Raw genomic sequence first — 19,043 nt, 5'->3', positions numbered from 1 at the left:
TCATCGGGGCATCGACGGGCTATTTTTGCACCTGCGTCGAATTCTTGCAGGATCGACCTGTCTATCTGGCGGTGCACACACGTTGCGCGAGTGTGTTGCAGCCGCCTGCCAAGACCGGCGAGCTTCGTTATAATTGCAACAATATTGCATTCTTGTCTTGAAACGTTTTCGGCACCATGAGGGGAGCGCGGGTGGGTCACACAGTCTTTCGGCAGCGCAAGGACAGCTCAGGTCTCAGGCTCTTGGTGCTGGTACTGGCCATGGGCACACTGCTGGTGGGGTGTTCGAGCTCTGGCAGCAACAGTGCGCGTGTCGTCGACCGCAACAGCAGCGCGCCCAAACGGCCGACCGTGACCTCCGGTCAGTATGTGGTCAAGCCAGGCGACACGCTGTTCTCCATCGCGTTTCGCTACGGTTGGGACTACAAGGAGCTCGCGGCACGCAACGGTATCGCCCCGCCGTATACTATTCGCCCTGGCCAGCCGATTCGCTTCAGCAGCGGGGCCTCGGGCAGCACCACCGTGGTGGCCAGCCCGTCCTCGTCCAGCCGGACCACGGTAACCCGCCGTCCTGTAGGTGCCACGGCATCTACCCCTGCCACGACCACCAAGACCGTTACCACATCCAGCTCGGCGAGCACGCCAGTGGTCGCTACCGTGCCTGCGGCCGAGCGTGCGGCCGGTGGCTGGACCTGGCCAGCGAACGGGGTTTTGATCGGCAAATTTGCTTCAAACGGTAGTTTGAATAAAGGCATTGATATCGCCGGTGATTTGGGACAGCCTGTTTTTGCTGCGGCCAGTGGATCAGTGGTGTACGCCGGGAGTGGTTTGAGGGGCTACGGCGAGCTGATCATCATCAAGCACAGCGATACCTATGTCAGTGCCTACGGCCACAACCGCAGGCTCTTGGTACGGGAGGGGCAGCAGGTCAAGGCAGGGCAGTCGATTGCTGAAATGGGGTCTACAGGCACAGATCGGGTGAAGTTGCATTTCGAAATTCGCCGCCAGGGCAAACCCGTCGATCCTCTCCAGTTCCTGCCACGCCGTTGATTGTTGTTTCCAGTCTGTTCCGCTGACATGGAGGGGACAGGCTCAAGCGCTGCCAGGGAGACAGGCGCCGCTCGAGTCTGAGTTCGAACTCAGCAAAGGACTATAACAATGGCTCTCAGCAAAGAAGCGCCGGAGTTTGACATCGACGATGACGTTCTACTCATGGAGACGGGCATCGTTTTGGAAACGGATGTGGTGTCAGACGAACCTGCTGTACCTTCGGTTCGGACCAGAGCCAAATCAGGCTCTTCGCTTAAACAACACAAGTACATCGATTATAGCCGGGCGCTTGATGCGACTCAGTTGTACCTCAACGAGATCGGCTTTTCGCCCCTGCTTTCGCCAGAAGAAGAAGTGCACTTTGCGCGCTTGTCGCAAAAGGGCGACCCCGCTGGCCGCAAGCGCATGATCGAAAGCAACCTGCGCCTGGTGGTGAAAATCGCGCGCCGCTACGTGAACCGAGGGTTGTCGTTGCTCGATCTGATCGAGGAAGGCAACCTGGGGCTGATTCGCGCGGTGGAGAAGTTCGACCCTGAGCGGGGCTTTCGTTTCTCGACCTACGCCACCTGGTGGATTCGGCAGACCATTGAGCGGGCGATCATGAACCAGACCCGCACCATTCGCCTGCCCATCCATGTAGTCAAGGAACTCAACGTTTACTTGCGCGCGGCGCGCGAGCTGACCCAGAAGCTGGACCACGAGCCTTCGCCGGAAGAGATCGCCGCCTTGCTCGAGAAGCCGGTTGCCGAGGTCAAGCGCATGCTGGGTCTCAACGAGCGGGTTTCCTCCGTGGACGTGTCCCTGGGCCCTGACTCGGACAAGACGCTGCTCGACACTCTGACGGATGATCGACCCACAGACCCGTTCGAGCTGCTGCAGGACGATGACCTGTCGCAGAGCATCGATCAGTGGTTGGGTGAACTGACCGACAAGCAACGTGAAGTGGTGGTGCGCCGGTTCGGCTTGCGTGGGCACGAAAGCAGTACGTTGGAGGACGTCGGTCTGGAGATAGGCCTGACCCGCGAGCGGGTGCGGCAGATACAGGTCGAGGGGCTCAAGCGGCTGCGTGAGATTCTGGAAAAGAACGGCCTATCCAGCGAGTCGCTTTTTCGTTAGTCCCGGGTTTTGCGCTGCGTTCAGAAACGCCCCAATAAAAAGGGGCGTTTTTGCGTCTGGGGTTTGAAGAACCATGCCATCGACGAGCCTTGCGCGGTCAGAGGCGTTCGTACCGGTTTGCAGTTTCACAGGCGCATTCAGCACTGTGCTCACAGTGGCAGTTCGGCCTGTAAGCATTTGCTTACTCGTTACGTAAGCTGTTGAAGGGTGTAGCAGTAAACCAATGTCGTTTTCAAAAGCAATAGCTTCTTAACTCATTGAAAATATTGAAGTATTTAGATATGTGAAAGTTTGTAGGCCGCAACATCCTGTGAGGAGGACTCGTTGCACATCCCGCTCAGGTCGCTAGTATTCGAACTGTGCACAGGGACACGCACAGGCACTCAGGAAGAGAGCCAAGGACATCGCAAGAAGCGATTTCATCAGGACGATGTACAGGACAAGCAGGGACTACGGAAAAAATGTGGGCGGGTCGAACCGCCCCTTTTTTTTGCCTTTTTTTTGGGTTCTGAGGCCTTTGATCCAAGCGCATACTGCACAGCGCTTGGGAACGGCTGTATCAGAAGCCAGCGTGGCGGCGGTCACATTTGCATCACTGGTCTTTCGCGCTACAGCAAAAAGGCCCTTGCGGGCCTTTTCGTTTGTTCACGCGACGTTAGCGCTGCAAGTCGGCAATCTTGCCTGGCTTGCCGTCCCACTCCTCAGCATCAGGAAGTGCATCCTTGCGCTCGGTGATGTTGGGCCAGATCTCAGCCAGTTCGGCGTTCAACTCGATGAAGTTCTCCATGCCCGATGGCACTTCGTCTTCCGAGAAAATGGCTTGTGCCGGGCACTCTGGTTCGCACAGTGCACAGTCGATGCACTCATCCGGGTGGATGACCAGGAAGTTCGGGCCTTCGTAGAAGCAGTCCACCGGACAGACTTCCACGCAGTCGGTGTATTTGCATTTGATGCAGTTGTCGGTGACGACGAAGGTCATTTCTAGTTCTCTCCTCAGGCGACGGCGGCGGCCCTTCCTCTCAGGCCGCGCGGTTTGCGGGTTTTGGCTGCAGGCCAGGCTAATAACCGTGCAGTACCAGCAAACCGCGGCGGATTCTACCAGCTTGTCATGGCTGCCGTTATAACAGGTTCTTTAGTTGATATAGCATTTCGATAGCTTGGCGCGGTGTCATGTCATCGAGCTGCAGCTTGGCCAGCTTCTCGATCGCCGGGTGGGGCAGGCTGGCGAACAAGTCGCTCTGGTGCGGCACTTGCGGTGCATCCTGCGCTTTCGGGACCTGGGTCGAGTCGTGTGGCAGGCTGGTGGTTTCCAGGCGCGACAGGTGCTCCCGAGCGCGCTGGATGACCACCGCCGGTACACCTGCCAGTTGCGCGACCGCCAGGCCATAACTCTGGCTCGCAGGCCCTGGCAGCACGTGGTGCAGGAATACGATGCGGTCGTTGTGCTCCGTTGCATTGAGGTGCACGTTGGCCACCAGCGGCTCACTGTCGGGCAACACGGTCAGTTCGAAGTAGTGGGTAGCGAACAAGGTGTAGGCCCGCAGGCGCGCCAGGCGTTCGGCTGCTGCCCAGGCCAACGACAGGCCATCGAAGGTGCTGGTGCCGCGGCCTACTTCGTCCATCAGCACCAGGCTGCGGTCGGTTGCGTTGTGCAGGATATTGGCGGTTTCGCTCATTTCCACCATGAAGGTGGAGCGCCCCCCTGCCAGGTCGTCGCTGGAGCCAATGCGGGTGAAGATGCGGTCGACCACCGACAGCTCGCAGCGCGCCGCTGGCACGAAGCTGCCGATATGTGCCATCAGCACGATCAGTGCGGTCTGGCGCATGTACGTGGACTTACCACCCATGTTCGGCCCGGTGATGATCAGCATCCGGGTGCTGTCGTCCAGGCCCAGGTCGTTGGCCACGAACGGCGTGGTGAGCACCTGCTCGACCACAGGGTGACGCCCCTGCTCGATGCGCAGGCAAGGTTCTTCAACGAAGCGTGGGCAGTTCAGGTCCAGGTTCAGGGCCCGCTCTGCCAGGTTGCTGAGCACGTCCAGTTCAGCCAGGGCGGCGGCACTGTCCTGCAGTGGCGCCAAGTGGCTGATCAGGGTCTCGAGCAGCGCGTCGTAGAGCATCTTTTCCCGGGCCAGGGCGCGGCTCTTGGCCGACAGCGCCTTGTCCTCGAACGCCTTGAGTTCCGGGGTGATGAAGCGCTCGGCGCCCTTGAGGGTCTGCCGGCGGATATAGTCGACCGGTGCCTGTTCGGCCTGCTTGGAAGGCAGCTCGATGAAATAGCCATGCACACGGTTGTAGCCGACCTTGAGGTTGGCAAGGCCGGTGCGTGCCTTCTCACGTGCCTCGAGGTCGATCAGGAACTGACCGGCGTTCTCGCTGATGGCCAGCAGCTCGTCGAGCTCGTTGTCATAGCCAGCCTTGAGCACGCCACCGTCACGGATTACGGCTGGCGGGTTGTCGACCACCGCACGCTCCAGCAGGCTGGCCAGCTCCGGGTAGGTGCCGGTGATCGCGGCCAGGCGTGCAAGGTGCGGCGCCTCAAGCTCGGTCATGGCATTCTGCAGCTCGGGCAGGGCACCCAGTGCGTCACGCAGGCGCGCCAGGTCGCGTGGGCGGGCATTGCGCAGGCCGATACGGGCCAGGATGCGCTCGATGTCGCCGATTTCCTTGAGCTGGGGCTGCAGCTTTTCGAACCGGTAGCTGTCGAGCAGGCAGCGGATCGAATCTTGGCGGGCCTGTATGACCTTGAGGTCGCGCAGCGGGCGGTTCAGCCAGCGGCTCAACAGGCGGCTGGCCATGGCGGTCTGACAACGATCGACGACTGATTGCAGGGTATTGTCGCGCCCGCCTGCCAGGTTGACGTCCAGCTCCAGGTTGCGGCGGCTGGCGCCGTCGAGAATGACTGTGTCGTCCAGCCGCTCGTGACGCAGGCTGCGCAGGTGCGGCAACGCCGTGCGCTGGGTTTCCTTGGCATAGGCCAGCAGGCAGCCGGCGGCGCCGATGGCCAGGGTCAGCTTGTCACAGCCAAAGCCCTTGAGGTCCTTGGTGGCAAATTGTTGGCAGAGCGCCTTGCGCGCCGAGTCGCGGTCAAAGTCCCAAGGCGCTCGGCGACGCGCGCCGGGGCGTTTCTCGGCAGGCAGGTCGCGTGGCCAGTCATCCGGGATGAGCAGCTCGACCGGGTTGAGGCGATCCAGTTCAGCCAGCAGGGTTTCCCAGCCTTTGATCTCCTGCACGCCAAAGTGACCACTGGTGATGTCAAGCACGGCCAGGCCAAACAGACGCTCGTCGCCCAGCAGCGCTGCGATCAGGTTGTCGCGGCGCTCATCGAGCAATGCCTCGTCGCTGACGGTCCCTGGCGTGATGATGCGCACCACTTGGCGTTCGACCGGCCCCTTGCTGGTGGCCGGGTCGCCGATCTGCTCGCAGATGACAACCGATTCGCCCAGCTTGACCAGCTTGGCCAGATAACCCTCGAGGGAGTGAAACGGCACCCCGCACATGGGGATGGACTGGCCGGCGGACTGACCGCGCGCGGTCAGGGTGATGTCCAGCAGGCTGGCGGCCTTTTTCGCATCTTCGTAGAAGATCTCGTAGAAGTCGCCCATGCGATAGAACATCAGCTGGTCAGGATGCTGGTTTTTCAGCTTCCAGTACTGCTGCATCATTGGGGTATGTGCGGAGAGATCGGACATGGTCGGCCTACAGCGGGTGATCTGGTTGGCGAGGGTAAACCGGCAATGGTACAGGCTTTTTCGGTGCGATGCAGGCGCCGAACGCCGCGCATGTCCACCCTGGGCGCTGCGGCTGAGGCTTGGAAAACCTGAACGTTTGCCCGGCCAGCCTCTCTATTGGGGTGATAGGGTAGTGGTCAGTCTTCAAGGAGCCCTCGCATGGACCCGATTACCACACTCGCCACTCGCCTGGGTGACCACCTGCAGCGCCTGGGGGCACAGGTGAGCACTGCCGAATCCTGTACCGGCGGCGGCATTGCCGAGGCCATTACCCGGATCGCCGGCAGCTCGGCCTGGTTCGAAGCCGGCTACGTGACTTACTCCAACCGGCAGAAAACGCGTCAGCTCGGGGTGCCCGAGGCGCTGTTCAAGCAAGTGGGCGCGGTAAGCCAGGAGGTGGTCGAGGCCATGGTCGCGGGCGCGCAGCAGGCCAGCGGCGCCCGCTTCGCCGTAGCAGTCAGCGGGGTGGCCGGCCCTGGCGGTGGTTCGGCTGACAAGCCCGTAGGTACCGTGTGGCTGGCTTGGGGCGATGGGCAGCGGGTCGTCAGCGTGCGTCGTCAGTTCGAAGGCGACCGCGAGGGCGTGCGGCACCAAACCGTCGTCGCCGCCTTAGAAGGCTTGTTACAGCTTGGCACCGGTTAAATCGAAATCGGGGGTTTGCTCGGACGCTCGCCTGTGGAATAATACTGGCTACTTATACAGTTATCCGGCCATCAGGGCCAAGTCGAACACGTGAGGATTTCAATGGACGACAACAAGAAGCGCGCCTTGGCTGCGGCCCTGGGTCAAATCGAACGTCAATTCGGTAAGGGCGCCGTCATGCGCATGGGCGACCATGAGCGCCAGGCCATCCCTTCCATTTCCACCGGCTCCCTGGGGCTGGACATCGCGCTGGGTATTGGCGGTCTGCCGAAAGGCCGTATCGTCGAAATCTACGGCCCGGAATCGTCAGGTAAAACCACGCTTACGCTCTCGGTCATCGCCGAAGCCCAGAAAAGTGGCGCCACCTGTGCGTTCGTCGATGCCGAGCACGCCCTTGACCCCGAGTACGCCGGCAAGCTGGGCGTCAACGTAGACGACCTGCTGGTTTCGCAGCCCGATACGGGTGAGCAGGCGCTGGAAATCACCGACATGCTGGTACGGTCCAACGCCGTCGACGTCATCATTGTCGACTCCGTGGCTGCCCTGGTACCCAAGGCTGAAATCGAAGGCGAAATGGGTGACATGCATGTGGGCCTGCAGGCTCGCCTGATGTCCCAGGCATTGCGCAAGATCACCGGTAACATCAAGAACGCCAACTGCCTGGTCATCTTCATCAACCAGATCCGTATGAAGATCGGCGTGATGTTTGGTAGCCCAGAAACCACCACTGGCGGTAACGCACTGAAGTTCTATGCCTCGGTTCGCCTGGATATCCGTCGCACCGGTGCAGTCAAGGAAGGCGACGAGGTGGTGGGTAGCGAAACCCGCGTCAAGATCGTCAAGAACAAGGTGGCGCCACCGTTCCGTCAAGCAGAATTCCAGATTCTGTACGGCAAAGGTATCTACCGTAACGGTGAGATCATCGACTTGGGCGTCTCTCAGGGCCTGGTCGAGAAGTCGGGTGCCTGGTACAGCTACCAAGGCAACAAGATTGGTCAGGGCAAGGCGAATGCTGCCAAGTACTTGCACGAGAATCCCGCTATCGGTAGCGAGATCGAGAAGCAGATCCGCGACAAGCTGCTCAATGCCGGTGCCGTAGCCGCTGCTGCCAAGGCTGCGGCCGCACAGGCCGATGCGGGTGACGTGGCCGAAGCCGAAGCTGGCTATTGATCACGCGACCTTAGCTGAACATGCCTGCCGTACTCGACACCCCCGTCGCCATTCGGCGGGCAGCCATGGACCTGCTTGCGCGACGTGAGCATGGTCGCGTGGAATTGACCCGCAAGTTACTTCAGCGCGGGGCTTTGCAGACGCTGATCGAGCATGAGCTTGATCGGCTGAGCGAAGAAGGTTTGCTGAGTGAAGCTCGCTATCTGGAAAGCTTCATTCGTTATCGATCCAATTCTGGTTATGGCCCTGCCCGAATCCGTGAGGAGCTCGGGCAGCGCGGCTTGGCGCGTGGTGATATCGATGCAGCGCTTCGCGAGAGTCATATCGACTGGGGCGAGCGCCTGTATGAGGTATGGCAGCGCAAATATGCCGGGCAACGCCCTGAGGATCCCAAGGCGCGTGCGCAGCAAATGCGCTTTCTCGCTTATCGTGGTTTCCCCATGGATATGATTGGAAAGCTGCTCAGCGGGCGAGGCTGGGACGATTGAACCCACTGCCTGCGCCTAAGAGAGATCCGGCAAGTGCTGTTCATGGCAGGCTGACGGCGCAACAGCCCAATGTTGCGGCAGATTGATGAAGTCCACCAGCTCTCGCAGTCGGCCTTGATCGCGGCCGGTAAAAGCGAAGCACAGGCGTGTCAGATGCCCAAAATCCCCGGTTTCGTTTTCGACGTTGCTGTCAGGCGTTTGCTCGAAGCTGCCGCTTAGGCAGAGATCGGCAAATTGCTCGTCAATCGCCTGTAACGCTTCGGGTGCGAGTGGCCGGTGCATGCGCAGGACGAACTGGCGTTTCAGCCAGCGGCTGGAGTGGTAGTTTTGGTAGAACCGATTGATTTCCTCAACAGCTTCCTCGGCACTGTGCACCAGGCGCAGCAGCTTAAGGTCGCCTGGCAGGATGTAGCGATTGTCCTGCAGCTGGTGGCGAATGAACGCCAGGCAGTCCTGCCAGAAGGTACCCTGCGGTGAGTCCAGCAGTACCACCGGTACCAGGGGGCTCTTACCCGTCTGGATAAGCGTCAGCACTTCCAGTGCTTCATCGAGCGTACCGAACCCTCCGGGGCACAACACCAGCGCGTCCGCTTCCTTGACGAAGAACAGCTTGCGAATGAAGAAGAAGTGAAACGACAGCAGCTTGTCGGTGCCTTCTATGGTTGGGTTGGCATGTTGTTCGAAGGGCAGGGTGATGTTGAAGCCAAGGCTGTTGTCGGCGCCGGAGCCTTCATGGGCGGCGGCCATGATACCGCCGCCGCCACCGGTGATGACCATCAAGTCCGAGCGGGCCAGCGCAGCACCCAGCTCACGGGCCAGGGCATACATGGGGTGCTCCAGCGGCGTACGCGCCGAGCCGAACACAGTGACCTTACGGCGGTGCTTGTGGCGACGCAGTGCGCGAAAGGACTGGTCGAGTTCGCGCAGCGCTTGCAGGGTGATCTTGGTGCTCCAGCGGTCGGCGTCGTCGTGGGCCATGCGCAGGATCGTCAGCATCATGTCGCGATAGAGGGGCAGGTTGGGGCTATCGGGGGCTACGCGTTCGAGTTGGGCGTCGATGTAGCTCAGGTCGATGTCATGATCGCGGAAGTGGCTGGAAAGCAGTTCATTCGATTGATAGGGCATGCAACTTCTCCTTCTGCTCCTTATCAATCTAGCCCTATAGCACGGGTCACGCCCAGCCCGTATAGGGTGTCGGGCGCATGGAGGGGCGCCCGGACGGGGCTTGAGCGGTATTCGAAGCTTTACTTCTTCTTGTTACCGGCAACGCAGCTAGCGCTGTCGAAGGCCTGATCCATCAACGGCTGATTGGTCTTGTAGACCGTGAAGCGGTACACCATCACTGCGCCTTTGGACATCAGGTTGCGGAACCCGGTGTTGCGGCAAACGCTGTCGCCCAACTGGCTGCGCACCTGCTCAGGGTTGGCCTGCATGCGCGCAGCATGGTCAGCGCGTACGCTGAGGTGGTTGATCAGGGCCTTGCCTTCGACCGTATAGCCTTGGTCGAGAATGTCTTCGTTGATGGCGCGGGGTGTGCCAACGCTGCTTTCCTTGGCAACCTTCTGCAGCATCGTGTTCAGGTCATAGTCCTGCTTGGAAGCCGCCTGGGCTGCAAGTGGCAGTGCGAGCAACAAGCTCAGGGCGGGGGCGATAAGGCGCAGCATGGATCTCTCCTGGTTCGGTGACTGGCGCTTGGACAGGCGTAGGCAGACGGCGTTCCCTTATCGCTGCCGCCCGCGTGGCGCTTGAAATCGCGAGTATAGGGGCGCTCCGGTCATCTGCACAGCAAATGGCCGGCATTCTGGTAAACTGCCAGCCGTTTTCAATCGAGCCACTGCAGTGACTGCCACCTCTTTTCTGCAATGCGTGCCGGCATGAGCCATGCCGTCGCGCGGCTGCGCGCCGAACGCCTGGCGCGCAGCAACAAACCCTTTATCGCACGCGGCTCCCGGGCCGAGCGTTGCCCAGGTTGCCGGGTCATTGCCACGCATTGCCTGTGTGACTGGAAACCCAACGTCAGTGCCGAGTCGGGCATCTGTCTCTTGATGCACGATACCGAGCCGCTGAAGCCAACCAATACCGGCTGGCTCATCGCTGACCTGATCGAAGACACCTCCGCCTTTGGCTGGCTGCGCACTTCGGTGGACGAGGGCTTTTTGGCGTTGCTCGATGATCCGCAATGGCAGCCGTACATCGTGTTCCCGGGTGAATTCGTGGCGCCGGAGCGCGTCGTGACGGACGTGGTGCGCTCGTCTGGCAAGCGGCCATTGTTCATCCTGCTCGACGCCACCTGGACCGAAGCGCGCAAGATGTTTCGCAAAAGCCCCTACCTGGAGCGTTTTCCGGTGCTGAGCCTGCAGCCCGAGCAGATGTCACGCTACCGGCTGCGCCGCTCGCGGCGCGATGACCATTTCTGTACGGCGGAAGTGGCCGCCATGTGCCTGGACCTGGCCGGGGATCACCTCGCCTCACAGGCGCTGGACGCCTACCTGGACGTCTTCAGCTTGCACTACCTCAGTGGCAAACGCCGCCTGCCCCTGGATGAACAGGATGCTGTTCACCAGCGCCTGCATACCTTCCTATAGTCCAAGGGGCAGCCTACCGGCTTTGGTTCATAATGACCGGGATGCCGCCAAGGCGGATTGAGCGACTGGCAGGCTGGCTTGACCTATGCCGTCGCCGCTCGGCATCCTTGGCGCCGATTCCCGCCAGTGCGCCCGTGCCGACGGGCCCCTGGTACAGAACAGGATCCTTAGATCGATGGCCACATACGAAATCCTGATTGCCGATGACCACCCGCTGTTTCGCGGTGCACTGCGCCAGGCCGTCACCCTGGGCATGGGCCCGGACGTGCGTCTGGTGGAAGTGGCAAGTATTGCAGAGCTGGAGAACCGCCTGAGCGAAAAGGCAGACTGGGACCTGGTGCTGCTCGACCTGAACATGCCAGGTGCCTACGGTTTTTCCGGCTTGGTCCTGCTGCGCGGGCAGTACCCGCAGATACCGGTGGTGATGGTCTCGGCGCAGGAGGAGGCTGCGGTCGTGGTCAAGTCCCGCGAGTTCGGCGCCAGCGGGTTCATTCCCAAGTCGAGCACCCTCGAAGTGATTCAGGATGCGGTGCGCAAAGTGCTCGATGGCGAAGTGTGGTGGCCACCACAGGCGTTCGAGAAGGTCGATGTGCCTGCTGAAGCGAGGGCTGCCAGCGAAGGGCTCGCCAGCCTGACGCCGCAGCAGTTCCGGGTACTGACGATGGTCTGCGAGGGCTTGCTGAACAAGCAGATCGCCTACGAGCTGAGTGTGTCCGAAGCCACCATCAAGGCCCATGTGACGGCCATTTTCCGCAAGCTGGGTGTGCGCACGCGCACCCAGGCCGCTTTGTTGCTGCAACAACTTGAATCGGTTGCTAGCACCTGATTACCCAGGCCTTCACGCTTTTTTGACCCTTGCCAGCCTAGTCTGCCGGCCCTTTCGTAGCTAAGCGAACCCCATGACGCCATCACCTTTCAAGGGCCAGACTGGTCTGAAACGAATCCTCAACGCCGCGGGCTATTCCCTGGACGGGCTGCGCGCCGCCTTCAAGGGCGAGGCTGCATTCCGCCAGCTGGTACTGCTCAACATCGTGCTGGTGCCTGTTGCCTTCTGGTTGCCGGTAAGCCGTGCGGAGCGGGCGATCATGATCGCGGTGTGTCTGCTTGGGCTGATTGTCGAGCTGTTCAATTCGGCGGTAGAGGCGGCGATCGATCGCATTTCCCTCGAACGCCACCCTTTGTCCAAGAACGCCAAGGACATGGGCAGCGCTGCTCAGTTGGTGTCGTTGTGCATGGTCGCAATCGTGTGGGGCGTGATCCTTCTGTAAGGCTACAACGCAGGGCGCCGCGCCTGCACGGCTCAGGCTATAGGCGGCAGCACGATCTCGTCGCTGCGCGTGACGCCAGCGGTGAAGTGGCGACAGAGTTCCAGAAACTCGCGCATCGCCGAGGTCTGGTATTTCTGCTTGTGCCAGATGAAGTAGAACTGGCGCATCAAGTCCAGCTCGGGTGTTTCCACTGCCACCAGGCTGCCACGGCGAAAGGCATCGCGCAGGGCCAGGCGTGAGATGCATCCGATGCCCAGGCCCGATTCCACGGCGCGCTTGATGGCCTCGGTGTGCTCCAGTTCCAGGCGGATGTCCAGCTGTGCGCGGTGGTGGCGCATGGCCTGGTCGAACGTCAGGCGCGTGCCCGAGCCTTGCTCGCGCAGGATCCACGCCTCACGGGCCAGCGTGGCGATGTCGGCGCGGCCCTGCTTGGCCAGTGCATGTTGGGGGGCGCAGAACACTACCAGTTCATCCGCCACCCAAGGCTGCACCTCAAGGTCCGGATGATTGCAATCACCTTCGATCAGACCCAGGTCAATTTCGTGGTGTGCCACCTGTTGCACGATATGCACAGTATTTTGTACGTGCAGCTTCACCTGGCTTTCGGGGTGTCGCTGCATGAAGCTGCCGATCAGAAGGGTTGCCAGGTAGTTGCCAATGGTGAGCGTGGCGCCCACCACGAGGGAGCCGAACCCTGATTTGCCGTTGAGCAGGTCCTCGATTTCCTTGGCCTGGTCCAGGAGTGCCACGGCTTGTGGCAGCAACTGATGACCCAAGGCGTTGAGGCTCAGGCGCTTGCCCGCCCGGTCGAACAACTGGCAGCTGCTCTGGCGTTCAAGCTCGGTGATGGAGGTGCTGGCAGCCGATTGCGACAGCGCAAGCACGCTTGCAGCGCGTGAAACGCTCTGGTGCTGGGCGACGGCCACGAAGACCTGAAGTTGACGTAGTGTGAATCGCATATCGATATAACCGATAACACATATCTTGATAATCCAGTTAACAGATATTGTCGCTGCCCCTAAACTATCGCGCAACTCTGCGCCTTTTGCGCGCTGCGACTTTCTTCAGGAGCCCCATTAGATGAGCAACATGAACCACGAACGTGTCCTCAGTGTGCACCACTGGAACGACACGCTGTTCAGCTTCAAGTGCACCCGTGATCCGGGGCTGCGCTTCGAGAACGGTCAGTTCGTGATGATCGGCCTGCAGCAGGACTCCGGCCGTCCGCTCATGCGTGCCTACTCCATCGCTTCGCCGAACTGGGAAGAACACCTGGAGTTCTTCAGCATCAAGGTGCCCGACGGCCCGCTGACCTCGCAGCTGCAGCACCTGAAGGAAGGCGATGAGATCATCATCAGCAAGAAGCCTACCGGTACGCTGGTGCTCGACGACCTCAACCCCGGCAAGCACTTGTACCTGCTCAGCACCGGTACTGGCCTGGCGCCGTTCATGAGTGTGATCCAGGACCCGGAAACCTACGAGCGTTTCGAGAAGGTGATCCTGGTCCACGGCGTGCGCTACGTGAACGAAGTGGCTTACCGCGAGTTCATCACCGAGCACCTGCCGCAGAACGAATTCTTCGGCGAAGCCGTACGCGAAAAGCTGATCTATTACCCGACCGTCACCCGCGAGCCTTTCGAGAACCAGGGCCGCCTGACCGACCTGATGCGCAGCGGCAAGTTGTTCAGCGACATCGGCCTGCCGCCGATCAACCCGCAGGATGACCGCGCGATGATTTGCGGCAGCCCGAGCATGCTCGATGAGACCAGCGAAGTGCTGGACAGCTTCGGCCTGAAAATCTCCCCACGCATGCGCGAGCCGGGCGATTACCTGATCGAGCGGGCGTTCGTCGAGAAATAAAGACGCGCCCAGCATGACCAGACGATCCGTTGACCCCACGTCAACGGATCGTTTTTTTTTGCCTGTTTCGTGACCAAGCCCGCTATTCGACCCGCGTCTGGCCGCTGTAGACCAGCAGTTGCCTGCAACGTTTGCACAGGTACCGCCGGCCTTGGCCCACCAATGCGTGCCGCTGCGCCGTGAACGCAAACTCACTTTGCGGACAGGGGCAGCGGTAGAGGTAGCGGGTCACCGCGCGGCGCTTGACGGCGTAGTTGTGGCAGCGCGCCGGCGGCAGTTCGTAGACGCCGCGCATGATCAACTGCCACTCCTGGCCGTGGGCCTGGATACCGTCACCAAAGACCTGGTGAGCGACCAGGTGGGCGACCTCGTGCGCTACGGTCTGGCGCAGGAAGTCTTCGTGGTTCTCGCGGTATAGCTGCAGGTTGAAACGCAGCTTGTTTTCGTGCAGGTGGGCCACCCCGGCTTTTTGCCCGCGCAGCTTGAAACTGACCTGCGGGCGGGGGAAGGCGCGATCAAAAAAGCGCTCGGCCTGCTGATAGCAGATTTCGACGCGTTGGATGAGCAGTTCGGGCATGGGGCAATGAATCCTCTGGCGGCCATTATGCCGCAGCGGCCGTGCACTCACCCAGCCATTGGTCACACGATGGGTTATTTGAGCGTGATCGCCCTGAAGTCTTTGTCGGAATGCCTACAGCCCTGCTGCAATTGTGCGTAAAATAGCCGGCTTTTGTCACACCTCGCGGATTCAAGCGCTATGGGCACCCTTTCGGTCAACCAGAACAAATTGCAAAAACGCCTGCGTCGTCTCGCTGGCGAAGCCATCACCGACTACAACATGATCGAGGATGGCGACAAGGTCATGGTCTGCCTGTCCGGCGGCAAGGACAGCTACACCATGCTCGATGTTCTGTTGCACCTGCAGAAGGTGGCGCCGATCTCGTTCCAGATCGTGGCGGTGAACATGGACCAGAAGCAGCCAGGCTTTCCGGAGCACGTGCTGCCGGCCTACCTCAAGGAACTGGGTGTCGAGTACCACATCGTCGAAAAGGACACCTACTCGGTGGTCAAGGAACTGGTCCCGGAAGGCAAGACCACCTGCTCGCTCTGCTCGCGCCTACGCCGCGGCACCTTGTACACCTTCGCTGATGAAATCGGTGCCACCAAGATGGCCCTGGGTCATCACCGTGACGACATCGTCGAAACATTCTTCCTCAACATGTTCTTCAACGGTGCCCTCAAAGGCATGCCGCCAAAACTGCGCGCCGACGACGGCCGTAACGTGGTGATCCGTCCGCTGGCCTACTGCAGCGAGAAGGATATCCAGGCGTACTCGGACATGAAGGCGTTCCCGATCATCCCCTGCAACCTGTGCGGCTCGCAGGAAAACCTGCAGCGTCAGGTGGTCAAGGACATGCTGGTCGAATGGGAGCGCAAGCACCCAGGCCGGACCGAAAGCATTTTCCGCGCTTTGCAGAATGTCGCACCGTCGCAGCTGGCCGACCGCAACCTCTTCGATTTCACCAGCCTGACGATCGATGAAAACGCCACCCCGCGCTTTCTTGACGTGGTGAACATCTGACCCATGCGTGACTATCAGTGGCTGCACGAGTTCTGCCTGAACCGCTTCGGCTCTGCCCGCGCCCTGGAGGCGGCCCTGCCGCAACCTCGCAGCTCGGAGCAGCTACGGGCGACCAGCGCTGATCGCTACTTGTCGACCCTTGCCCTGCGCGTATTTCGCGCCGGGCTCAAGCACAGCCTGGTGGACGCCAAGTGGCCGGCGTTCGAGCAGGTGTTCTTCGGCTTCGACCCGGAAAAGGTCGTGCTGATGAGTGCCGAGCACCTTGAGCGGCTGATGCAGGACACCCGCATCATCCGGCACCTGGGCAAGCTCAAGAGCGTGCCACGCAACGCCCAGATGGTGCTGGATATCGAAAAGCAGTGGGGCAGCTTCGGGAACTTCATCGCCGATTGGCCAGTAACCGATATCGTGGGTTTATGGAAATACCTGACCAAGCACGGTAATCAGTTGGGCGGTTTGTCCGCGCCGCGTTTCCTGCGCATGGTCGGCAAGGACACCTTCGTGCCGACCGACGATATGGCGGCAGCGCTGATCGCGCAAAAGGTCATCGACAAGAAGCCCACCAGCCAGCGCGACCTGGCCCTGGTGCAGGACGCCTTCAACCAGTGGCACGAACAAAGCGGCCGACCGTTGTGCCAGCTGTCGGTCATGCTGGCCCATACCGTCAATCACTGAGCCGGCGGGGGCGGGCCCGCCCCCCATCAGTTGCCTTCGCCGGCCAGGCGCCTTTGGTACTGGAACTTCCAGCGCACATACAGCAGCGCGGCCGTGAACAGCCCCAGGCTGACCAACAGCTCAAGCCAGCCAAACAGAGCCCGCGCAGGATCGAACGCTGCCACCACCCCCTTGATGAAGTAGATATTGACCACGAAACAGGCCCAGGCATGCGCGCGGGCGCTGGCGCTGACCATGCCTGGCAGTACCAGCAGCAGTGGCAGCAGTTCGATGGCCAGGATCACGCTCACCCGCGCGCCATGCAGATTGGCGAACCACAGGTTGTTCACCACCAGCAGCGCGATCAAGCCCAGCACGAACGCCAAGCTCAGCGCCCGGGTCACCCGTACCCGAGGTGCTAGCCATGCCTGCGCAGGCAGCGGTTTTCGCGCCTTAGCCACGCGTGGTCTCCAAGGCTTTGGCCGTGGTTGCCAGGCGCTGCCCCAGGGCGCGGCACAAAGCGATTTCGTGCTCATCGAGGTCGCGCTTGCCATCGGCGCCGGCGTGGTGGCTCGCCCCGTAGGGTGTGCCGCCGCCACGGGTCTCGATCAGGGCTGATTCGCTGTAGGGCAGGCCCAGTACCAGCATGCCGTGGTGCAGCAGGGGCAGCATCATCGACAGCAGGGTGCTCTCCTGACCACCGTGCAGGCTCGCGGTGGAGGTGAACACACCGGCGGGCTTGCCCACCAGCTCGCCGCCCAGCCACAAGGGGCTGGTACCGTCCAGGAAGTACTTGAGCGCAGCGGCCATGTTGCCGAAGCGGGTAGGGCTGCCCAGGGCCAGCCCCGAGCAGTGGCGCAGGTCGTCGAGGGTGGCGTAGGGCGCGCCACTGGCCGGCACGTCGGGCGCGACCGCCTCGCATTCGCTGGACACGGCCGGTACGGTGCGCAGGCGTGCTTCCATGCCGCCCAGTTCGATGCCACGGGCGATGTGCCGGGCCATCTCGCTGGTCGAGCCATGGCGGCTGTAGTAGAGCACCAGGATATAGGGTTCGCTCACGGCAGGATCTCCAGGATATTTTCGGGTGGGCGGCCGATCACGGCCTTGTCGCCGGCTACCAGGATTGGCCGCTCGATCAGCTTGGGGTGGGTCGCCATGGCGTCGATCAGCTGGGCGTCGCTGAGTGTCGGATCGGCCAGATTGAGTTGAGCGTAGTCGTCCTCGCCCGTACGCAACAGTTGACGGGGCGGGATGCCCAGCTTGTCCAGCAGCACCTTGAGCGTGGCGACATCGGGGGGCGTTTCCAGGTAGCGCACCACGGTAGGCGCCAGGCCGCGGGCCTCGAGCAGTTCCAGCGCGCCGCGGGATTTGGAGCAGCGCGGGTTATGATAGAGCGTCAGGTCAGTCATGTGGGGTCGCATCCAGCAAGGTGTGACCGGTATTCTAACCGCAGCGACTGACCCATTTGCTCTAAAACTCGAGAAGGATTGACCCATGGCAAGGCGTCTGGCAGCAGTAATGGCCATCACCGCGAGCCTGTTGCTCGGTGGTTGCGGTGCCGATTATGGCGTGGACCAGCACGGCAACACGGTAAAGGCCGAACAGGTAGACGGGCACTGGCTGGTGCTCAACTACTGGGCGGAGTGGTGCGGGCCGTGCCGTACCGAAATTCCCGAGCTCAATGCGGCTGCCAAGCAATGGGCCGCTGACGGCATCAAGGTGGTGGGGGTGAATTTCGATGGCCTGCAAGGCGCGGACCTCAAGCAGGCGGCCGATACGTTGGGCATCGATTTCACCGTGCTGGCCCAGGACCCCGCCGAGCGCTATGACCTGCCCCGCAGCGAGGCGCTGCCGGTGACCTACATCATTGATGACAAGGGCAAGGTGCGTGAGCAATTGCTCGGTGAGCAGACGCTCGAAGGCTTGAAGGCCAAGATCAAGGCCCTGAAACAGGGGTGACGCTGGCACGGCCTGAGCGAACGGGGCGCTGACCTGTCAAGCCAGGCCCCGCGGGCAACAGCCCGCCCGCTCAGCCCTCTTCAGGCCACAGGCGCAGCGGCTTGCCGTCGGTGGGCCACAAGCGCAATTGCTGATCCGGCGCCAGGTCCCAGCGGGTGACTTTGCCAAGGGCCTGCAGGAAGCGTTTTTCCTGTTCCATCAAAGCCGGTGCACACAGCTTGCGGGTGCTGCCGACGCTACCAAAACTCAAGCGCTCGCCATCGAGGGTGTAGGCCGCGAACCAGTGATTGCAGCCGGCATTGCCATAGGCGCGCCCGTCGCTGCCCAAGGTCATGCTCAAGTGGCTGTTGTCGATCAGGGGGCGCTCGCCGATCCACTCCAGTACGTAGCTGCGGTCTTGCTGCAGGTCCGAAGGGGCGGTCGCGCAGCCAAGCAGGCCGGTGGCAATCAGTGCGCTGGTAAGCAGGTTTTTCATTGTGCAGGCTCCTGGCAACGGGGGCAGAGGTGCCGGGCGTCCTGGCTTGCCCAGCCCAGTTCGGCGATGCGGGCGCTGGCTGCAGGCTGACGCGCTGCCTTGCCCAGCTTGGCATCGACCGCAAATTCGAAGTCCAGTACCGCATCGCAGCTGTCGCACGCCACTTGCCAGGCCAGGATCTCCAGTTCATGGAAGACTGGCCCGTTGGCCACGGCAACCCACTGTCCGCGCGGGTTGATCAGGTGGCGGACGCTGTCCACGGTCAGGCGCATGGCCAAGTCCTTGCTGCCTTTGAGGGTGACCAGCAGGGTGTCGCCCTTGTGCATCGAGCCACCGTTGCCTGTGACCTGGTAACGGCCGGGCACCAGGGCTCTGCACTCGATCAGGGTGTGCTGCGGGTTGAAGAGGGTGTAACGAAAATCGTGTTCGACCATGGGTCCTCCCTAAATGCCGCGTATCCTAGC

The 19,043-nt window shown here is 61.4% G+C and carries 23 protein-coding genes; 12 read left to right on the top strand and 11 right to left on the bottom strand.

What is annotated here, in order from left to right; genetic code table 11:
• The first annotated feature begins 191 nt into the window (after positions 1-191).
• Together ACF8E5_RS16115 and rpoS are read left to right on the top strand one after the other, a co-directional pair.
• A complete protein-coding gene (locus ACF8E5_RS16115; RefSeq protein ID WP_027913895.1) occupies positions 192-1,049 on the top strand; it encodes a peptidoglycan DD-metalloendopeptidase family protein in 858 nt (285 codons plus the stop codon).
• 108 nt (positions 1,050-1,157) lie between these two features.
• The gene (gene rpoS, locus ACF8E5_RS16110) at positions 1,158-2,165 is read left to right on the top strand and encodes an RNA polymerase sigma factor RpoS (protein ID WP_023534146.1); all 1,008 of its coding nucleotides are present in this window, start codon (positions 1,158-1,160) and stop codon (positions 2,163-2,165) included.
• A gap of 655 nt (positions 2,166-2,820) precedes the next feature.
• Here the strand turns inward: rpoS and fdxA are convergent.
• Positions 2,821-3,144, bottom strand: a complete 324-nt coding sequence (gene fdxA, locus ACF8E5_RS16105) for a ferredoxin FdxA (protein ID WP_023534129.1) — start codon at positions 3,142-3,144, stop codon at positions 2,821-2,823.
• Positions 3,145-3,283: 139 nt separating this feature from the next.
• Positions 3,284-5,857 carry a DNA mismatch repair protein MutS gene (mutS, locus tag ACF8E5_RS16100; protein WP_392475531.1) on the bottom strand — a complete coding sequence of 858 codons (2,574 nt, stop codon included), beginning with the start codon at positions 5,855-5,857 and terminating at the stop codon, positions 3,284-3,286.
• A gap of 198 nt (positions 5,858-6,055) precedes the next feature.
• Between mutS and ACF8E5_RS16095 the strand changes: the two genes are divergently transcribed.
• From ACF8E5_RS16095 to recX, 3 genes are all read left to right on the top strand, one after another.
• A complete protein-coding gene (locus ACF8E5_RS16095; RefSeq protein ID WP_078478977.1) occupies positions 6,056-6,538 on the top strand; it encodes a CinA family protein in 483 nt (160 codons plus the stop codon).
• Positions 6,539-6,640: 102 nt separating this feature from the next.
• Positions 6,641-7,708 carry a recombinase RecA gene (recA, locus tag ACF8E5_RS16090; protein WP_023534161.1) on the top strand — a complete coding sequence of 356 codons (1,068 nt, stop codon included), beginning with the start codon at positions 6,641-6,643 and terminating at the stop codon, positions 7,706-7,708.
• Positions 7,709-7,728: 20 nt separating this feature from the next.
• On the top strand, positions 7,729-8,196 hold the full coding sequence (recX, locus tag ACF8E5_RS16085; RefSeq protein WP_078478976.1) for a recombination regulator RecX: 468 nt from the start codon (positions 7,729-7,731) through the stop codon (positions 8,194-8,196).
• 15 nt (positions 8,197-8,211) lie between these two features.
• Here the strand turns inward: recX and ACF8E5_RS16080 are convergent, their stop codons facing one another.
• Together ACF8E5_RS16080 and ACF8E5_RS16075 are read right to left on the bottom strand one after the other, a co-directional pair.
• Entirely contained in the window at positions 8,212-9,321 is a 1,110-nt protein-coding gene (locus ACF8E5_RS16080; protein ID WP_058605328.1) for a TIGR00730 family Rossman fold protein, read from the bottom strand.
• A 119-nt stretch (positions 9,322-9,440) separates the two neighbouring features.
• Positions 9,441-9,860: a quorum-sensing-regulated virulence factor family protein gene (locus ACF8E5_RS16075; protein ID WP_058605329.1), complete on the bottom strand. Its 420-nt coding sequence runs from the start codon at positions 9,858-9,860 to the stop codon at positions 9,441-9,443.
• 210 nt (positions 9,861-10,070) lie between these two features.
• Between ACF8E5_RS16075 and ACF8E5_RS16070 the strand changes: the two genes are divergently transcribed.
• From ACF8E5_RS16070 to ACF8E5_RS16060, 3 genes are all read left to right on the top strand, one after another.
• Positions 10,071-10,781 (top strand): tRNA-uridine aminocarboxypropyltransferase, encoded by a 711-nt coding sequence (locus tag ACF8E5_RS16070; RefSeq protein ID WP_392475530.1) that lies wholly within the window; start codon positions 10,071-10,073, stop codon positions 10,779-10,781.
• Between the two features lie 175 nt (positions 10,782-10,956).
• Positions 10,957-11,607: a response regulator transcription factor ErdR gene (gene erdR / locus ACF8E5_RS16065; protein WP_058605331.1), complete on the top strand. Its 651-nt coding sequence runs from the start codon at positions 10,957-10,959 to the stop codon at positions 11,605-11,607.
• Between the two features lie 73 nt (positions 11,608-11,680).
• On the top strand, positions 11,681-12,049 hold the full coding sequence (locus ACF8E5_RS16060) for a diacylglycerol kinase (RefSeq protein ID WP_058605332.1): 369 nt from the start codon (positions 11,681-11,683) through the stop codon (positions 12,047-12,049).
• Positions 12,050-12,081: 32 nt separating this feature from the next.
• On the opposite strand, the gene ACF8E5_RS16055 is transcribed toward ACF8E5_RS16060, so the two are convergent.
• Entirely contained in the window at positions 12,082-13,008 is a 927-nt protein-coding gene (locus tag ACF8E5_RS16055; RefSeq protein WP_058639504.1) for a LysR family transcriptional regulator, read from the bottom strand.
• Positions 13,009-13,129: 121 nt separating this feature from the next.
• Here ACF8E5_RS16055 and fpr point away from each other — a divergent pair, with 121 nt between their 5' ends.
• Positions 13,130-13,909, top strand: a complete 780-nt coding sequence (fpr, locus tag ACF8E5_RS16050; RefSeq protein ID WP_028635022.1) for a ferredoxin-NADP reductase — start codon at positions 13,130-13,132, stop codon at positions 13,907-13,909.
• A gap of 82 nt (positions 13,910-13,991) precedes the next feature.
• On the opposite strand, the gene ACF8E5_RS16045 is transcribed toward fpr, so the two are convergent.
• Positions 13,992-14,498 carry a SprT family zinc-dependent metalloprotease gene (locus tag ACF8E5_RS16045; protein WP_256674258.1) on the bottom strand — a complete coding sequence of 169 codons (507 nt, stop codon included), beginning with the start codon at positions 14,496-14,498 and terminating at the stop codon, positions 13,992-13,994.
• Between the two features lie 168 nt (positions 14,499-14,666).
• On the opposite strand from ACF8E5_RS16045, the gene ttcA reads away from it, so the two are divergent.
• A complete protein-coding gene (ttcA, locus tag ACF8E5_RS16040) occupies positions 14,667-15,491 on the top strand; it encodes a tRNA 2-thiocytidine(32) synthetase TtcA (RefSeq protein ID WP_023534071.1) in 825 nt (274 codons plus the stop codon).
• A 3-nt stretch (positions 15,492-15,494) separates the two neighbouring features.
• Positions 15,495-16,166 carry a DNA-3-methyladenine glycosylase I gene (locus tag ACF8E5_RS16035; RefSeq protein WP_078478973.1) on the top strand — a complete coding sequence of 224 codons (672 nt, stop codon included), beginning with the start codon at positions 15,495-15,497 and terminating at the stop codon, positions 16,164-16,166.
• A 26-nt stretch (positions 16,167-16,192) separates the two neighbouring features.
• Here the strand turns inward: ACF8E5_RS16035 and ACF8E5_RS16030 are convergent, their stop codons facing one another.
• Genes ACF8E5_RS16030 through arsC form a run of 3 tightly spaced genes read right to left on the bottom strand, consistent with a single transcriptional unit; the run spans position 16,193 to position 17,554 of the window.
• On the bottom strand, positions 16,193-16,606 hold the full coding sequence (locus ACF8E5_RS16030) for a DUF2069 domain-containing protein (protein ID WP_058639501.1): 414 nt from the start codon (positions 16,604-16,606) through the stop codon (positions 16,193-16,195).
• The gene (gene wrbA / locus ACF8E5_RS16025; protein ID WP_058639500.1) at positions 16,599-17,204 is read right to left on the bottom strand and encodes an NAD(P)H:quinone oxidoreductase; all 606 of its coding nucleotides are present in this window, start codon (positions 17,202-17,204) and stop codon (positions 16,599-16,601) included. The genes ACF8E5_RS16030 and wrbA overlap by 8 nt, the downstream gene beginning before the upstream one ends.
• The gene (arsC, locus tag ACF8E5_RS16020; protein ID WP_058639499.1) at positions 17,201-17,554 is read right to left on the bottom strand and encodes an arsenate reductase (glutaredoxin); all 354 of its coding nucleotides are present in this window, start codon (positions 17,552-17,554) and stop codon (positions 17,201-17,203) included. Before arsC ends, wrbA begins: the two co-directional genes overlap by 4 nt.
• Before the next feature lie 85 nt (positions 17,555-17,639).
• Between arsC and ACF8E5_RS16015 the strand changes: the two genes are divergently transcribed.
• Positions 17,640-18,104, top strand: coding sequence for a TlpA disulfide reductase family protein (locus ACF8E5_RS16015; protein ID WP_058639498.1), 465 nt, complete (start codon positions 17,640-17,642; stop codon positions 18,102-18,104).
• Positions 18,105-18,174: 70 nt separating this feature from the next.
• Here the strand turns inward: ACF8E5_RS16015 and ACF8E5_RS16010 are convergent, their stop codons facing one another.
• Positions 18,175-18,579 carry an META domain-containing protein gene (locus ACF8E5_RS16010; RefSeq protein ID WP_058605340.1) on the bottom strand — a complete coding sequence of 135 codons (405 nt, stop codon included), beginning with the start codon at positions 18,577-18,579 and terminating at the stop codon, positions 18,175-18,177.
• A complete protein-coding gene (locus ACF8E5_RS16005) occupies positions 18,576-19,013 on the bottom strand; it encodes a hypothetical protein (RefSeq protein ID WP_078478972.1) in 438 nt (145 codons plus the stop codon). Before ACF8E5_RS16005 ends, ACF8E5_RS16010 begins: the two co-directional genes overlap by 4 nt.
• Positions 19,014-19,043: the final 30 nt, after the last annotated feature.

This window comes from Pseudomonas sp. WSY_20 (assembly GCF_043104335.1).
GTDB lineage: Bacteria > Pseudomonadota > Gammaproteobacteria > Pseudomonadales > Pseudomonadaceae > Aquipseudomonas > Aquipseudomonas parafulva_B.
Note: the sequence above shows the minus strand (reverse complement) of the source record. Positions and strands in the feature narration are given on the sequence as shown.

Excerpts from the sequence above, each read along its gene's own strand:
- ttcA (WP_023534071.1), top strand. The coding sequence starts at position 14,667 with ATGGGCACCCTTTCGGTCAACCAGAACAAATTGCAAAAACGCCTGCGT.
- rpoS (WP_023534146.1), top strand. The coding sequence starts at position 1,158 with ATGGCTCTCAGCAAAGAAGCGCCGGAGTTTGACATCGACGATGACGTT.
- ACF8E5_RS16075 (WP_058605329.1), bottom strand. The coding sequence starts at position 9,860 with ATGCTGCGCCTTATCGCCCCCGCCCTGAGCTTGTTGCTCGCACTGCCA.
- ACF8E5_RS16095 (WP_078478977.1), top strand. The coding sequence starts at position 6,056 with ATGGACCCGATTACCACACTCGCCACTCGCCTGGGTGACCACCTGCAG.
- recX (WP_078478976.1), top strand. The coding sequence starts at position 7,729 with ATGCCTGCCGTACTCGACACCCCCGTCGCCATTCGGCGGGCAGCCATG.
- ACF8E5_RS16055 (WP_058639504.1), bottom strand. The coding sequence starts at position 13,008 with ATGCGATTCACACTACGTCAACTTCAGGTCTTCGTGGCCGTCGCCCAG.
- fdxA (WP_023534129.1), bottom strand. The coding sequence starts at position 3,144 with ATGACCTTCGTCGTCACCGACAACTGCATCAAATGCAAATACACCGAC.
- ACF8E5_RS16060 (WP_058605332.1), top strand. The coding sequence starts at position 11,681 with ATGACGCCATCACCTTTCAAGGGCCAGACTGGTCTGAAACGAATCCTC.
- erdR (WP_058605331.1), top strand. The coding sequence starts at position 10,957 with ATGGCCACATACGAAATCCTGATTGCCGATGACCACCCGCTGTTTCGC.
- mutS (WP_392475531.1), bottom strand. The coding sequence starts at position 5,857 with ATGTCCGATCTCTCCGCACATACCCCAATGATGCAGCAGTACTGGAAG.
- ACF8E5_RS16035 (WP_078478973.1), top strand. The coding sequence starts at position 15,495 with ATGCGTGACTATCAGTGGCTGCACGAGTTCTGCCTGAACCGCTTCGGC.
- ACF8E5_RS16005 (WP_078478972.1), bottom strand. The coding sequence starts at position 19,013 with ATGGTCGAACACGATTTTCGTTACACCCTCTTCAACCCGCAGCACACC.
- recA (WP_023534161.1), top strand. The coding sequence starts at position 6,641 with ATGGACGACAACAAGAAGCGCGCCTTGGCTGCGGCCCTGGGTCAAATC.
- ACF8E5_RS16010 (WP_058605340.1), bottom strand. The coding sequence starts at position 18,579 with ATGAAAAACCTGCTTACCAGCGCACTGATTGCCACCGGCCTGCTTGGC.
- fpr (WP_028635022.1), top strand. The coding sequence starts at position 13,130 with ATGAGCAACATGAACCACGAACGTGTCCTCAGTGTGCACCACTGGAAC.
- arsC (WP_058639499.1), bottom strand. The coding sequence starts at position 17,554 with ATGACTGACCTGACGCTCTATCATAACCCGCGCTGCTCCAAATCCCGC.
- ACF8E5_RS16015 (WP_058639498.1), top strand. The coding sequence starts at position 17,640 with ATGGCAAGGCGTCTGGCAGCAGTAATGGCCATCACCGCGAGCCTGTTG.
- ACF8E5_RS16070 (WP_392475530.1), top strand. The coding sequence starts at position 10,071 with ATGAGCCATGCCGTCGCGCGGCTGCGCGCCGAACGCCTGGCGCGCAGC.
- ACF8E5_RS16080 (WP_058605328.1), bottom strand. The coding sequence starts at position 9,321 with ATGCCCTATCAATCGAATGAACTGCTTTCCAGCCACTTCCGCGATCAT.